11 protein-coding genes are annotated in these 13,424 nt (G+C 56.8%); 5 read left to right on the top strand and 6 right to left on the bottom strand.

All coding sequences use genetic code 11. The annotated features are described in order from the left end of the window. The first annotated feature begins 169 nt into the window (after positions 1-169). Together ompR and envZ are read left to right on the top strand one after the other, a co-directional pair. Positions 170-889, top strand: coding sequence for a two-component system response regulator OmpR (gene ompR, locus RS584_RS21500; protein WP_001157751.1), 720 nt, complete (start codon positions 170-172; stop codon positions 887-889). Further along, positions 886-2,232, top strand: coding sequence for a two-component system sensor histidine kinase EnvZ (gene envZ, locus RS584_RS21495; protein ID WP_003861615.1), 1,347 nt, complete (start codon positions 886-888; stop codon positions 2,230-2,232). The genes ompR and envZ overlap by 4 nt, the downstream gene beginning before the upstream one ends. A gap of 92 nt (positions 2,233-2,324) precedes the next feature. Here the strand turns inward: envZ and pckA are convergent, their stop codons facing one another. From pckA to RS584_RS21470, 5 genes are all read right to left on the bottom strand, one after another. After that, positions 2,325-3,941 carry a phosphoenolpyruvate carboxykinase (ATP) gene (gene pckA, locus RS584_RS21490; protein WP_015571439.1) on the bottom strand — a complete coding sequence of 539 codons (1,617 nt, stop codon included), beginning with the start codon at positions 3,939-3,941 and terminating at the stop codon, positions 2,325-2,327. A gap of 373 nt (positions 3,942-4,314) precedes the next feature. Next, positions 4,315-5,193: an Hsp33 family molecular chaperone HslO gene (gene hslO / locus RS584_RS21485; protein WP_026094339.1), complete on the bottom strand. Its 879-nt coding sequence runs from the start codon at positions 5,191-5,193 to the stop codon at positions 4,315-4,317. Positions 5,194-5,217: 24 nt separating this feature from the next. Then, on the bottom strand, positions 5,218-5,619 hold the full coding sequence (gene hslR / locus RS584_RS21480) for a ribosome-associated heat shock protein Hsp15 (RefSeq protein WP_003861618.1): 402 nt from the start codon (positions 5,617-5,619) through the stop codon (positions 5,218-5,220). Then, the gene (yrfG, locus tag RS584_RS21475; RefSeq protein WP_000550486.1) at positions 5,616-6,299 is read right to left on the bottom strand and encodes a GMP/IMP nucleotidase; all 684 of its coding nucleotides are present in this window, start codon (positions 6,297-6,299) and stop codon (positions 5,616-5,618) included. The genes hslR and yrfG overlap by 4 nt, the downstream gene beginning before the upstream one ends. A gap of 64 nt (positions 6,300-6,363) precedes the next feature. Then, positions 6,364-8,502, bottom strand: a complete 2,139-nt coding sequence (locus RS584_RS21470; protein WP_017384151.1) for an intracellular growth attenuator family protein — start codon at positions 8,500-8,502, stop codon at positions 6,364-6,366. A 327-nt stretch (positions 8,503-8,829) separates the two neighbouring features. Here RS584_RS21470 and nudE point away from each other — a divergent pair, with 327 nt between their 5' ends. Further along, complete coding sequence (nudE, locus tag RS584_RS21465) at positions 8,830-9,390, top strand: ADP compounds hydrolase NudE (protein WP_003861622.1); 561 nt, start codon at positions 8,830-8,832, stop codon at positions 9,388-9,390. A 94-nt stretch (positions 9,391-9,484) separates the two neighbouring features. Here the strand turns inward: nudE and mrcA are convergent, their stop codons facing one another. Next, positions 9,485-12,037 carry a peptidoglycan glycosyltransferase/peptidoglycan DD-transpeptidase MrcA gene (mrcA, locus tag RS584_RS21460; protein ID WP_315748602.1) on the bottom strand — a complete coding sequence of 851 codons (2,553 nt, stop codon included), beginning with the start codon at positions 12,035-12,037 and terminating at the stop codon, positions 9,485-9,487. A 120-nt stretch (positions 12,038-12,157) separates the two neighbouring features. On the opposite strand from mrcA, the gene RS584_RS21455 reads away from it, so the two are divergent. Together RS584_RS21455 and RS584_RS21450 are read left to right on the top strand one after the other, a co-directional pair. Then, positions 12,158-12,931, top strand: coding sequence for a DNA utilization protein HofM (locus RS584_RS21455; protein ID WP_315748600.1), 774 nt, complete (start codon positions 12,158-12,160; stop codon positions 12,929-12,931). After that, positions 12,931-13,422 carry a PilN domain-containing protein gene (locus RS584_RS21450; RefSeq protein WP_315748599.1) on the top strand — a complete coding sequence of 164 codons (492 nt, stop codon included), beginning with the start codon at positions 12,931-12,933 and terminating at the stop codon, positions 13,420-13,422. The genes RS584_RS21455 and RS584_RS21450 overlap by 1 nt, the downstream gene beginning before the upstream one ends. The last annotated feature ends 2 nt before the right edge of the window (positions 13,423-13,424 follow it).

Genomic DNA, 13,424 nt, shown 5'->3' with positions numbered 1-13,424 from the left:
CAGACAAGATTAATAATGATTTATGTGATGAAATGAACAGATAAGCTGCTGTTAAATATGCTTTGTAACAATTTCGTCTAGAATTTATACCAGAATTTGCTGGTCGAACCCGTGCACTTTTTTAGAATACGCTGTTCCAGGCTTATCCGAACCTTTGGGAGTACACACAATGCAAGAGAACTACAAAATTCTGGTCGTAGATGACGACATGCGCCTGCGTGCGCTGCTGGAACGTTATCTGACCGAGCAGGGCTTCCAGGTTCGTAGCGTCGCGAACGCGGAACAGATGGATCGTCTGCTGACGCGTGAATCCTTCCACCTGATGGTGTTGGACCTGATGCTGCCTGGCGAAGATGGGCTCTCTATTTGCCGCCGTCTGCGCAGCCAGAGCAACCCGATGCCGATCATCATGGTGACGGCGAAGGGTGAAGAAGTCGACCGCATTGTCGGCCTTGAGATTGGCGCTGATGACTACATTCCAAAGCCGTTCAACCCGCGTGAACTGCTGGCGCGTATTCGCGCCGTGCTGCGTCGTCAGGCGAACGAGCTGCCGGGCGCGCCATCTCAGGAAGAGGCCGTCATTGCATTCGGTAAGTTCAAGCTGAACCTCGGCACCCGTGAAATGTTCCGTGAAGATGAGCCAATGCCGCTCACCAGCGGTGAGTTCGCGGTGCTGAAAGCGCTGGTCAGCCACCCACGTGAGCCGCTCTCCCGTGACAAGCTGATGAACCTGGCGCGTGGTCGTGAATACTCCGCGATGGAGCGTTCTATCGACGTGCAGATCTCTCGTCTGCGCCGTATGGTGGAAGAAGATCCGGCGCATCCTCGTTATATTCAGACCGTGTGGGGTCTGGGCTACGTGTTTGTCCCGGACGGCTCTAAAGCATGAGGCGAATGCGCTTCTCGCCGCGAAGTTCGTTTGCCCGCACGCTGTTATTGATCGTCACCCTGCTGTTTGTCAGCCTGGTGACGACCTACCTGGTGGTGCTGAACTTTGCAATCCTGCCGAGCCTTCAGCAGTTTAATAAGGTGCTGGCATACGAAGTGCGTATGCTGATGACCGACAAACTGCAACTGGAGGACGGCACGCAGTTGGTTGTTCCCCCGGCGTTCCGTCGGGAAATCTACCGTGAGCTGGGCATTTCTCTCTACTCGAACGAAGCGGCGGAAGATGCCGGCCTGCGCTGGGCGCAGCACTATGAATTCCTTAGCCAGCAGATGGCGCAGCAGCTTGGCGGCCCGACGGAAGTGCGCGTTGAGGTCAATAAAAGCTCGCCGGTTGTCTGGCTGAAAACCTGGCTGTCACCCAACATCTGGGTGCGCGTTCCGCTCACCGAGATTCATCAGGGCGACTTCTCGCCGCTGTTCCGATACACCCTGGCGATCATGCTGCTGGCCATCGGCGGCGCATGGCTGTTTATTCGTATCCAGAACCGACCGCTGGTCGATCTGGAGCATGCGGCATTGCAGGTCGGTAAAGGTATTATCCCTCCGCCGCTGCGCGAGTATGGCGCATCGGAAGTGCGCTCGGTAACGCGTGCGTTTAACCACATGGCGGCAGGCGTTAAACAGCTGGCGGACGACCGTACGCTGCTGATGGCGGGAGTCAGCCATGACCTTCGCACCCCGCTGACGCGTATCCGGCTGGCAACAGAGATGATGGGCGAGCAGGATGGTTATCTTGCAGAGTCCATCAACAAGGATATCGAAGAGTGTAACGCCATCATCGAGCAGTTTATCGACTACCTGCGCACCGGGCAGGAGATGCCGATGGAGATGGCGGATCTGAATGCGGTTCTGGGCGAAGTGGTTGCCGCCGAAAGCGGCTACGAACGTGAAATTGCGACCGACCTTCAGGCAGGCGAGATTCAGGTACGTATGCACCCGCTCTCCATTAAACGCGCGGTGGCGAATATGGTAGTCAACGCGGCGCGGTACGGCAACGGCTGGATCAAAGTCAGCAGCGGTACGGAACTCAACCGCGCCTGGTTCCAGGTGGAAGACGATGGCCCGGGCATCAAGCCTGAGCAGCGTAAGCACCTGTTCCAGCCGTTCGTGCGCGGCGACAGCGCGCGCAGCACCAGCGGAACCGGCTTAGGCCTGGCGATTGTGCAGCGTATTGTTGATAACCATAACGGACTGCTGGAAATTGGCACCAGCGAGCGGGGCGGTTTGAGCATTCGTGCGTGGTTACCGGTGCCGGTTTTACGGGGGCAGGTGAAAGAGAGTTAAAAAAGGGGGGGCCTGATGCCCTCACCCCGGCCCTCTCCCACGGGGAGAGGGAGAAAACATTAAAAAAGGCAACTTTCGTTGCCTTTTTGCTTTTACCTTGGTCCCGCACTCACCAGCGCAGCACCGGCCGGGGTGTCGGTATACTTCTCGAAGTTTTCGATAAACAGTTTCGCCAGCGATTCAGCCTTCTCACGCCACTGTTCCGGTGAACCGTAGGTGTTACGCGGATCCAGGATACGCGTATCCACGCCCGGCAGCGCTGTTGGGATCGCCAGATCGAACATCGGCAGCGTAAAGGTCTCAGCGTTATCCAGCGAACCATCCAGAATCGCGTCGATGATGGCGCGTGTATCTTTGATGGAGATACGTTTGCCCGTACCGTTCCAGCCGGTGTTCACCAGGTACGCCTGGGCGCCGGATGCCTGCATGCGTTTCACCAGCACTTCCGCGTACTGCGTTGGGTGCAGCGACAGGAACGCCGCGCCGAAGCAGGCGGAGAAGGTTGGGGTTGGCTCGGTCACACCGCGCTCGGTACCCGCCAGTTTAGCGGTAAAGCCGGAGAGGAAATGGTACTGCGTCTGGCTGGCGGTCAGGCGGGAAACCGGTGGCAGCACGCCGAACGCATCCGCGGTCAGGAAAATCACCTTCGTGGCATGACCCGCCTTCGATACCGGCTTGACGATGTTCTCGATGTGGTAGATCGGGTAAGAGACGCGGGTGTTTTCCGTTTTCGAGGCATCGTCGAAGTCGATAGAACCATCGGCACGCACGGTGACGTTTTCCAGCAGCGCATCGCGGCGAATCGCGTGGTAGATATCCGGCTCTGCCTCTTCCGACAGGCGAATGGTCTTCGCGTAGCAGCCGCCTTCAAAGTTAAACACGCCGTCATCATCCCAGCCGTGTTCATCGTCGCCAATCAGACGACGTTTTGGATCGGTGGACAGCGTTGTTTTACCGGTGCCGGAAAGGCCGAAGAACACTGCTACATCGCCTTTTTCCCCGACGTTCGCCGAGCAGTGCATGGAGGCGATACCGCGCAGCGGCAGCAGGTAGTTCATGACTGAGAACATCCCTTTCTTCATTTCGCCGCCGTACCAGGTACCGCCGATCAGCTGGATACGCTCGGTCAGGTTGAAGGCGATGAAGTTTTCGGAGTTCAGACCCTGCTCTTTCCACTGCGGGTTGGTGCATTTCGCGCCGTTCATCACGATAAAGTCAGGGGTGAAGTCTTGCAGTTCTTCATCGGTCGGACGAATGAACATGTTCTTCACGAAATGCGCCTGCCAGGCCACTTCAGTAATGAACCGTACGGAGAGACGGGTGTCGGCGTTAGCGCCGCAGAACGCATCAATAATAAACAGACGCTTGCCGGAAAGCTGATGGGTGACAAGTCCTTTCAGATGCTGCCAGGTTTCCGGGGAGAGCGGTTTGTTATCGTTCTTCCCTTTGCCCTTATCAGCCCACCACAGCGTATCGCGGGTGGTGTCGTCTCGGACGATATACTTATCTTTAGGCGAACGACCGGTAAAAATACCCGTATCGACGGCGATAGCACCCAGGTTCGTCAACACACCGCGCTCGTATCCTTCCAGTGCCGGATTGAGCTCTTCCTGATACAGCGTATCGTAATCGGGGTTGTAGACCACTTCCTGGACGTCGTGAATACCATAAGCCTTGAGATCTTGCGGGGTTAAACCATTAACACGCATATCACTGCTCCTTAGCCAATATGTACTGCCTAAAATTGTAGGGTTTTTCTGGGGATGTTAACCGCGACGGGGCTCATAGATTTACGTATCTGGTCAAAACCCTTACTAACGGAAAACGCTGCGACTCCAGTCACAGGGCGGGCAGATTATCGCAGGAATCGCTTTTTGGATGGGGAAAATGTTCTTAAAAGGTTAATCTCTGGTGAATTTATCCAGAAGAATGTGAATGTAATCGCATACATGTAAGAAAATTACGTAAGGGTTACATTGGGAAAACGATTCAGCTTGGGTGGCGTTTTTACCCCTCACCCCACAGGGATGAGGGTGTTCAAGTTCCCCCTCCCCGTTGGGGAGAGGGGGAGGGGAAAGAGGTTTAGTGAACCTGCGGGTCCGCCGGAGAGGCGTTATTGCGGATCTCCGCGATATCCATGGAATTGAACACGTAGTGCGTACCGCAGTAATCACAGTGCATATCGATCTCACCGTCTTCCGCCATGATGCTGTCGATCTCTTCATCCGGCAGCGTTTTCAGGGCGCCAGCACAACGCTCGCGAGAGCAGGTGCACTTAAATTCCACATCCTGCGGATCGTAAACCGTCACTTCTTCTTCGTGGTACAGACGCCACAGCACGTCGGTCGCCGACAGGGTGAACAGCTCTTCCGCTTTGATGGTTTCCGTCAGCGTTGCCAGATGCTCGAAATCATTGGTCTGCGCATCCTGCGCAGGCAGAACCTGAAGCAGCATACCACCGGCAGCAGGCTGACCATCCACTTCACCGGTGCGGATGAACAGGCGGGTTGGCAGCTGTTCGGAACGCATGAAGTAATCTTCCAGGCAGGCGGCAAGCGTGTCGCCTTCCAGACCGACAACGCCCTGATAGCGCTCACCCTCTTCAGGCGAGATCGTGATAACCAGGTAGCCATTTCCGACCAGCGTTTTCAGATCCGCATTTTCAGGAATATCGCCCTGAATGCGCGCCACGCCGCGCATCTGCTGCTGGTTATTGCCGTTGATCACCGCCAGCGACATCGGGCCATCACCCTGCAACTGAACGGTAATATCGCCAGCGAACTTCAGCGTGGCGGTCAGCAGGCTGGTGGCAACCAGCAGTTCGCCCAACAGGGTTTTCACCGGCAGCGGGTAGTTGTGGTTTTCCAGAATCTGTTTCCAGGTTTCGGATACGGTGACCAGCTCGCCGCGCACGGCGAATTGTTCAAACAGATAGCGGTGTAATTGGTCGTGTTGGGCCATTTTCATCTCTCGTGCAGGTGAGGGTTACTCGCTCTCACCGTGTTTAAATTTCATCAGATCGCGGCGCTCTTTTTTATCCGGTCGCCGGTCCGGGTGAGGCATGGTCAGCGCATTCATCTTGCGCGCCAGCGCGGTTTTCTCGCGCTTCTCTATGCTTTCGGCCGTCTCTTCATACAGCAAAACGGCTTCGGTTGCGGGCCGCCGCTGCTCGGTAATGGCTTTCACCACCACCGTTTTCTCATCGTTGCCCTGGCGAAGCGTTAACGTGGCATTCAGTTCAACCAGCTTGCTCGGTTTGCTGCGCTGACCGTTGTAATGCACCTTTCCGCCATCAACCATTTCACGGGCAAGGGCGCGCGTTTTGTAAAAACGGGCGGCCCACAGCCATTTATCCAGTCTTACCCCATCAGAGGGTTTTTCTTTCATGGCGTCTCCTTCACGGTGAGTGAGGGGATCATCCGGCGATAGTCGTTCAGCCCCGGATGTCGCAGATAGCTTTTTTCAGCCAGGCCGGAATCCGGATTGGTCACGCCCAGACAATAGCGAATGCCAAAAGCGGCCGCAGAATCCAGAATCGGCTCGCTGTCGTCAATAAACAGCGTGCGTTCCGGCTGTAAACCGGTCTCTTCCACCACAGCATGCCACAACCGCTGATCCTCTTTCGGATAACCAAATGTGTGGGTGGAAAGCAATAAATCAAGGTGTGAAGCAAGACCGGTATGTTCCAGCTTCACGGCCAGATTATGGGGATGCGCATTCGTCAGCAAAATGCGGCGCTTACCGCAGGCTTTCAGCGCATCCAGGAACGGGACCGTATCGTCGCGCAGTACGGCGCGTGCGCCCTGGGCGGTGGTCATGGCACAAATATCCAAACCGAGTCGCTCGCTCCAGTAGTCAAGACAGTACCAGTTTAGCGTATGCTGCACCGCGCTATATTGCGAACGAATGAATTCCTGCGCTTCCGCCGGGGAGATCCCCTGCTGTTCACCGTATGTTTCCGGGACCAGCTTTTGCCAGAAATAGTTATCAAAGGCGAGATCAAGCAGCGTGCCGTCCATATCAAGCAGGACGGTATCGACCGCCTGCCAGTCGATATTAAGATGCATAAGGGGGAACTCCAGCCAGAAGAAACGTGCGCGACAGGGTAGCACAACTTGTCGCGCAGGGACGTTATCCGATCAGGCTCTCGGAAGAGGAGATCAGTTTCGGGTTCAGGCAATTTTCGTAGTAGGCCTGGATTTCTGCCAGCCGAGTGCGGGAACGCTGATAGCGGCGTACGGCCTGATAACCGTTCCAGACAATGCACGCCAGCATTGCAATCAGCAGCAGGGATGTCCCTATATAGCGCCACAGGCCAGCGCTATCCGGCATACGGTGCAGGCCAATATGACGCGTGCCGTTGGCGTCGGTAAAGAGGGTGGTGACGATCCCTTCCGCGCTGAATGGCGTCTGCATCAGCATCTGCGCCAGACGCTGGAATTCGCTCCACTGCTCCTGGGCAGGATAGTCATAGAGCGAAACCTGCGGATAAGGTTGATCCACCAGGTCGCTGCCTTCATCGCTGGCAATCACAAAACCGCCGGGCGCCGGGCTGTTAAGCGCCTGGGCGGCACGGGTGGTTTCACGCATCACGAAGGGGGCGGTAGAGGTCGCCACCAGGTTATCCAGCGACTCGGCGCTGACCGGACGCAGAAGCACGTTCACTCCGTCCAGGCGTCCCGCTTCGGCGCGTTTCACCAGCGCGTCCCAGTCTTTGCTGTTGCCGAGGTTGACCAGCGCGTTCTTGAGCCGGATACAGTCATCCTGGGCGGAACAGAGATCCTCTGTTTTCAGGACGATTTCGCCAAAGTCATCCAGCAGTACCATGCCCGACTTCTGAATAGCCGAACGCAGGGCAGGGCTGACGCGAGAATCATCATCCGGTTTGGGATGGAGCTGGCGATTAATCGTCTGGGTGAGCGCAGTGGCCTTATTGACCACATCCGATTCCGGCAGCGGCAGCGGAGAGGCGTCATTCCAGATGATCTGAGAGCAGTCGAACGGCGCGAACGGCGAGTTCTGGCGCGTGTTCCAGGCGCCCGGCGTGTGGATATTACACATCCCGGTGCCTTTGAGGCGCAACGTATCCCCCACGCGTACACCCGCTTCTTCGAGCTGCTGTACGCTGGTGGCTTCCACAGTTTGCGCCCCTTTGATCCACGACAGGGTAAATTTAATCGGCATATCCAGCGGCACGAAGAGCAGCAGCATGACGAAGATTAACGCGGCGCCACCGGCAATCACCGCGCTGCGGAGCCAGTGCTGAAGCGGGAAGTTTTTCACTTCGTCGTGCAGGGATAAGTAGCGCCCCTGGCGTACAACGTGGCGGTCAAGATAGATATCAATATCCGTTTTGTGGCCAAGGTCCTGCGCAATCCACGGCTGCCAGTGGCGCGGATAGATAAGATCGATGATCCCGAGCGAGATATTGTTGATATGTTCCTGATCGTTCTCACCGAACAGTCCCCAGCGTTTTGGGGTTCCGCGCAGGCAGTGAATTTCGCGTAATGACGTTTTTGCCGGCGGGGCAAATATGCCCCACAGCCCGGCGGCCAGAAGCAGTACTGCGCCACCCGCGAGCCACGGAACAAACACGTCCGGCGTCAGCAGGCAGATGAAAAAGAGCAGGAACGAGGCGACAATCAGCACCGCTTCGCGAATGCCATCCGGGCGGCTCAGGACGTACTCTTCATGCGTCTCCTGGCGGATGTTCAGTAGTTCAATCTGCTCTGTCTCTTCACCGCGAATAGAGGCCTGCGTTCCGCTTGCGCGTTCCAGCGCAAAGCGTGGCGCTTCCTGAACATATTCGCTCAGAGTATGACCATTCAGGGAGATAACCAGCGGCAGCGTATCGGTATGGATGAGCTCGACGCTGTTTTCGTCGTTGATATATTGCTCCCAGAAGGGAGGCAGGTGCACTTCAACAGAGTCGAGATAGTAACGCCACTTGTTGGGATCGTCGGTTGTAATGCCGTAGCGGGTAATGGAGCGCGTCACGCACAGAACGGTGTCGCTTTGGGCGTTCAGGTTGAGCGATACGGGGGCGGCGCTGGCGCCGGTAGGGCCAGGCGAAAGCCGGGATCGGTTCAGCGTGTCGAGATACTGCTCAACGGTGCTGCGTTCCTCTGGCGAAAGCTTGCGCGTGTTTGCCCCGGCAAACGCGTTCAAAAAGGGCAGCCGATAACGGCGATGTACGCGGCGCCTGAATACCCACACCGCAATCGACGCGCAGGCCAGCACAGCAGCGAGAAAAATCAAAATGGTGCTCATGCTTTCCCCATCTTACTTATCTTCTTACAGGTGTTGTCAGTCGCACCTTTTGTACAATGAATGAGATTCTGTGGTCGGCTATCGGCAAGTATGGAGTCTAACTTGAGCATGTTGACGCGCATCCCAGTGACCAGTAATGATAACAAAGCCTGTTCCGGCGCGATATCAGCAAATTCCTGGAAACATTTCAACCTCTTGACATTTGTTTTGAAATGAGAATCGCCTACAGTTACGTTGCATAAATGTAAATAAAGAGCAATTGACATTGCCGAAACCGTGCGGCGTATCGCACAATAAAGCCAGTTCACCCAGCAAAGACCCGTCAAGATGACCAAACCCTTACAAAAGCCCACCATTCTGAATGTTGAAACCGTCGCGAAATCGCGTCTGTTTAATGTCGAAAGCGTGGATCTGGAGTTCAGCAACGGTGTGCGTCGTGTTTATGAGCGTATGCGCCCCTCCTCGCGTGAAGCGGTGATGATTGTGCCCATCGTCGACGAGCACCTGATCCTCATTCGTGAATACGCCGTGGGCACAGAATCCTACGAGCTGGGCTTCTCCAAAGGACTGATCGACCCGGGCGAAACGGTGTTTGAAGCGGCAAACCGGGAGCTGAAAGAAGAGGTCGGTTTTGGCGCGAAAGAGCTGACGTTCCTGAAAAAGCTGAGCATGGCGCCGTCCTATTTCTCCAGCAAAATGAACATCGTTGTCGCGGAAGATCTCTATCCTGAATCGCTGGAAGGAGATGAGCCGGAACCGCTGCCGCAGGTTCGCTGGCCGCTGGCTCATCTGATGGATTTGCTGGAAGATCCTGACTTTAACGAGGCGCGCAACGTGAGCGCGTTGTTCCTGGTGCGGGAATGGCTCAAGGGGCAGGGGCGTTTGTAGCGCCACCATTAAAAACGGCAACCGAAGGTTGCCGTTTTGCATTGACGTTGTAGGCCGGGTCAGGCGAAGTCGCCACCCGGCTTTTTTGTTGGCGTCAGAACAGCTCGTGCGTTTCGCCGTTATCAATCAATTCCGTACCCACCTCATGCACTGCCTGCGTGGTTGGCTGAGTGCCCTCGATGAAATACTCGGCACGGCTGTTACCGCCATTCGCGAGCTGTCCGGTACTGCGGTCGATATTCACCGTCACCACGCCCGGCGGAGGCGTTAGCGGCTGCTCTGGTACGCCCTCGAGAACGGCTTTCATGTATGCATCCCAGGCAGGTTGCGCACTCTTCGCGCCGCCTTCGTAACCGGAAATCTGATCTTTAATCGCGCCAGAGGCGGTCGTGCGCCCCAGATCGCGGCGGTGATCGTCAAAACCAATCCAGACGGAGGTGACAACCCCCGGGCCATAACCTGAGAACCAGGCATCTTTTGAACTGTTGGTTGTCCCGGTTTTGCCGCCGATGTCGTGGCGCTGCAAATCGCGGCCCGCTCGCCAGCCGGTGCCTTGCCAGCCCGGTTCACCAAAGATGTTGGTGTTCAGTGCGCTCTTAATCAGGAACGACAGCGGCGTGCTGATCACGTGCGGGGCATACTCCTGCGCGCCACTCTGGGCGACCAGCGCCTGATTGGCCTGTTCCAGCTGGGGCTGCGGCACCGCCAGATTCTGACGTTCCTGAGAGATCGCCACATCTTCCATATCCTTGTTTTCCAGGACATTGGATTTTGGCGTGTCGCCGTAAATCACCGGAATATCGCATTCAGGGCAGGCAATTTTCGGTTTCGCTTCAAACAGTACGCCGCCCTGATCGTTCTCTATTTTGCTGATGAAATACGGATCGACCAGGAAGCCGCCGTTCGCCATCACCGAGTAGCCTCGCGCGACCTGGAGCGGCGTAAAGGACGCGGAGCCGAGCGCCAGAGATTCAGTATGAACGATGTTTTGCGCCGGGAAGCCGAAGCGTTGCAGATACTCTGCCGCGTAATCAACGCCCATCGCACGCATCGCGCGAACCATGACCACGTTCTTCGACTGGCCAAGGCCCTGACGCAGACGGATAGGGCCAGCGTATTGCGCCGGAGAGTTCTTCGGCTGCCAGTCAGAGCCCGCACCGGCATCCCAGCGGGAAATTGGCACGTCGTTGAGAATGCTGGCGAGAGTCAACCCCTTATCCATCGCCGCGGTATACAGGAACGGTTTGATGTTCGAACCAACCTGACGCAGCGCCTGGGTCGCGCGGTTAAATTTGCTCTGGTTGAAATCGAACCCGCCAACCAACGCCATCACGGCGCCGTTCTGCGGATTGATGGAGACCAGCGCAGAGTTTACGTCCGGCACCTGCGCCAGCCACCAGGCATCGCCTACCTGGCGCACCCAGATTTGTTGTCCGGTTTGTACGACATCGGTCACTTTACGTGGCGTAGGTCCCTGAAGGGTGTCAGAACGGTACGGACGCGCCCAGCGGATACCTTCCATGCGCAGCGAAACGGATGTGCCATCGGCCATCATCGCCACTGCTTCCTGTGGATCGGCCTGGGTGACGACCGCCGGACGCAGCGGGCCATAGGTCGGCAGCGCTTTCAGGGAATCCGTGATTTTTTTACTGTCCCATGCGCCTTCACCCACTTTCCACAGCACGTTGGACGGGCCGCGATAGCCGTGACGCATATCGTAATCCATCACGTTATTACGCACCGCCTGCTGGGCAGCCTGCTGCACCTTGCGTGTCACGGTGGTATAGACGCGATAACCATCTTCATACGCTTTATCACCGTAGCGACTCACCATCTCCTGGCGAACCATTTCAGTAAGATACGGTGCAGAGAAGGCGATTTCCGGCGCATGGTAATTGGCGTCAATAACGTCGCTGCGCGCCTTATCGTACTCAGACTGGCTGATGTAGCCTTCGCTCAACATACGCGACAGCACCACGTTACGGCGCGCGGTGGCGCGGTCCAGCGAGTAGAGCGGGTTAAACGTGGATGGCGCTTTTGGCAGGCCGGCAATGGTCGCCATTTCGCTCAGCGTGAGCTGATCGATCGGCTTACCAAAATAGACCTGAGCCGCAGCCCCTACGCCATAGGCGCGGTAGCCCAGATAGATCTTGTTGAGGTAAAGCTCAAGGATCTCGTCTTTGCTCAGCAGTTGCTCAATGCGGATCGCGAGGAACACCTCTTTGATCTTACGCATCAGCGTCTTTTCCGGGCTGAGGAAGAAGTTACGCGCCAGCTGCTGGGTAATGGTACTTGCCCCCTGAGAGGCATGACCGGAGAACAGCGCCACGCTTGCCGCACGGAAAATACCGACCGGATCGACACCGTGGTGCTCGTAAAAACGGCTGTCCTCGGTGGCGATAAAAGCCTTCACCATCACGGGTGGAATTTGATTTAAGGTCAGAGGGATACGACGTTTCTCGCCGTATTGCGCCATCAGTTCACCATCGGCGCTATAGACCTGCATAGGGATCTGAAGCCGCACATCACGAAGCGTGGCGACATCAGGGAGTTGCGGCTCGACATATTTGTACAAACCAATAATCGAGCCTGCTCCCAGCAGAATGCAACAGACTGCAAGGATCAATAAATACTTTACGAACTTCACCGGAGATTTCCCATTTGGTTTAGCCTGGGCAGTTTCTAAACAATCGCGCGGTAGTATAAAGGCAAGCCTGATTCATTGATATAGCCGTCACTCCGACGGGCGATAAGGAGATCGTGAAGCATGGCTTTTAAAACGTGGCAAACAGGCGTTCATATTCAACAGGATAAGGTGGTTGCGGTAGCGCTGACCAGAGAGCGGGCCGGATGGCGTTTACGGCGCTGGTGGGCGGTGCCGCTGCCGGACGGCGTTATCGGGGAAGGCAAAATACTTAAGCCAGAACAGCTGGTTAACGCATTACGTGGCTGGCGGAAAACATTGCCGCACTCGCATCGGGTATTTCTCTCATTTCCGGCGACGCGCTTTCTGCAACGCGCGTTGCCCCGTCCATCCGTTACCTTGCGTGACAGCGAACAGCTCACCTGGGTAGGCGCCGCATTAGCGCGTGAGCTGGAGATGCCCGCCGATACGCTCTGTTTTGACTACACGCAGGATACGTTCAGCAACACTTTTCAGGTTACCGCAGCGCAAAACAGAGAGGTCGATACCCTGTTGACGCTGGCGAACGCGCTGCGTTTGCGTCTGGCAGCAATCGCCCCGGATGCCGGCGCGCTGGCTAATCTTATCTCTGCTGTTGCCCCCGCCCGGTGCGTCGCCTGGAGAGATCAACACCAGTGGCTATGGGCGATGCGTCACCAGTGGGGGCGGCGCTATACCACAGAAGCGGCGACGGTGAATGAACTGGCGGCGCTGCTTGCGCTTTCTCCTTCTGATATCGCCGTGTTTGATGCTGCCCGCGATCCCTGGGAAGCGGTGACGCTGTGCCAGCCGCCGTTGCCGGAATGCGGTGCTGATTACACCGTCGCCCTGGCGCTGGCCATGAGCGAGGCGCCGTAATGAGCATGCCCAATCTTTTACCCTGGCGTCGACAGCAACGTAATCAGCGCCTGCGTTTCTGGGGGCTGCTCTTTGCCGCCTCATTGCTGGTGATGCTGGCGGGAGGCGTAAGCCTGCGGGCGACGCAGTCTCTCGCGTTACAGGCGTTGCAGAGCGAACTGGCGGGGACACGTGCGGTGCAGAAAGTATTGAGAGCCCGTCAGCCGCAGTCAGCGGGGCAGAAAACCCCCTCGCCGCCGTCTGATCCGGCATGGCAACCTGCGCTGGAGTCCCTTGCCAGCGCAATGCCCCGGCAGGCGTGGCTGACGGCGCTGCGTTATCAGCCACCCTCGCTGACCCTGACCGGCTATACCACCTCACTGCCAGCGCTCTCCGCCATGACCGATGCCCTGAAAAGGGTGGCGGGATTTAACCCCGGACCGGCAGGCGAACTGCAACAGGATAGCCAGGGGCGATGGATGTTCTCTTTTCAACTGCATAGCCGGAGGTAGCC

The organism is Enterobacter sp. DTU_2021_1002640_1_SI_PRY_ASU_LCPMC_013 (assembly GCF_032389435.1).
Lineage (GTDB): Bacteria > Pseudomonadota > Gammaproteobacteria > Enterobacterales > Enterobacteriaceae > Enterobacter > Enterobacter hormaechei_C.
This window is presented reverse-complemented; position numbering and strand designations above follow the sequence as displayed.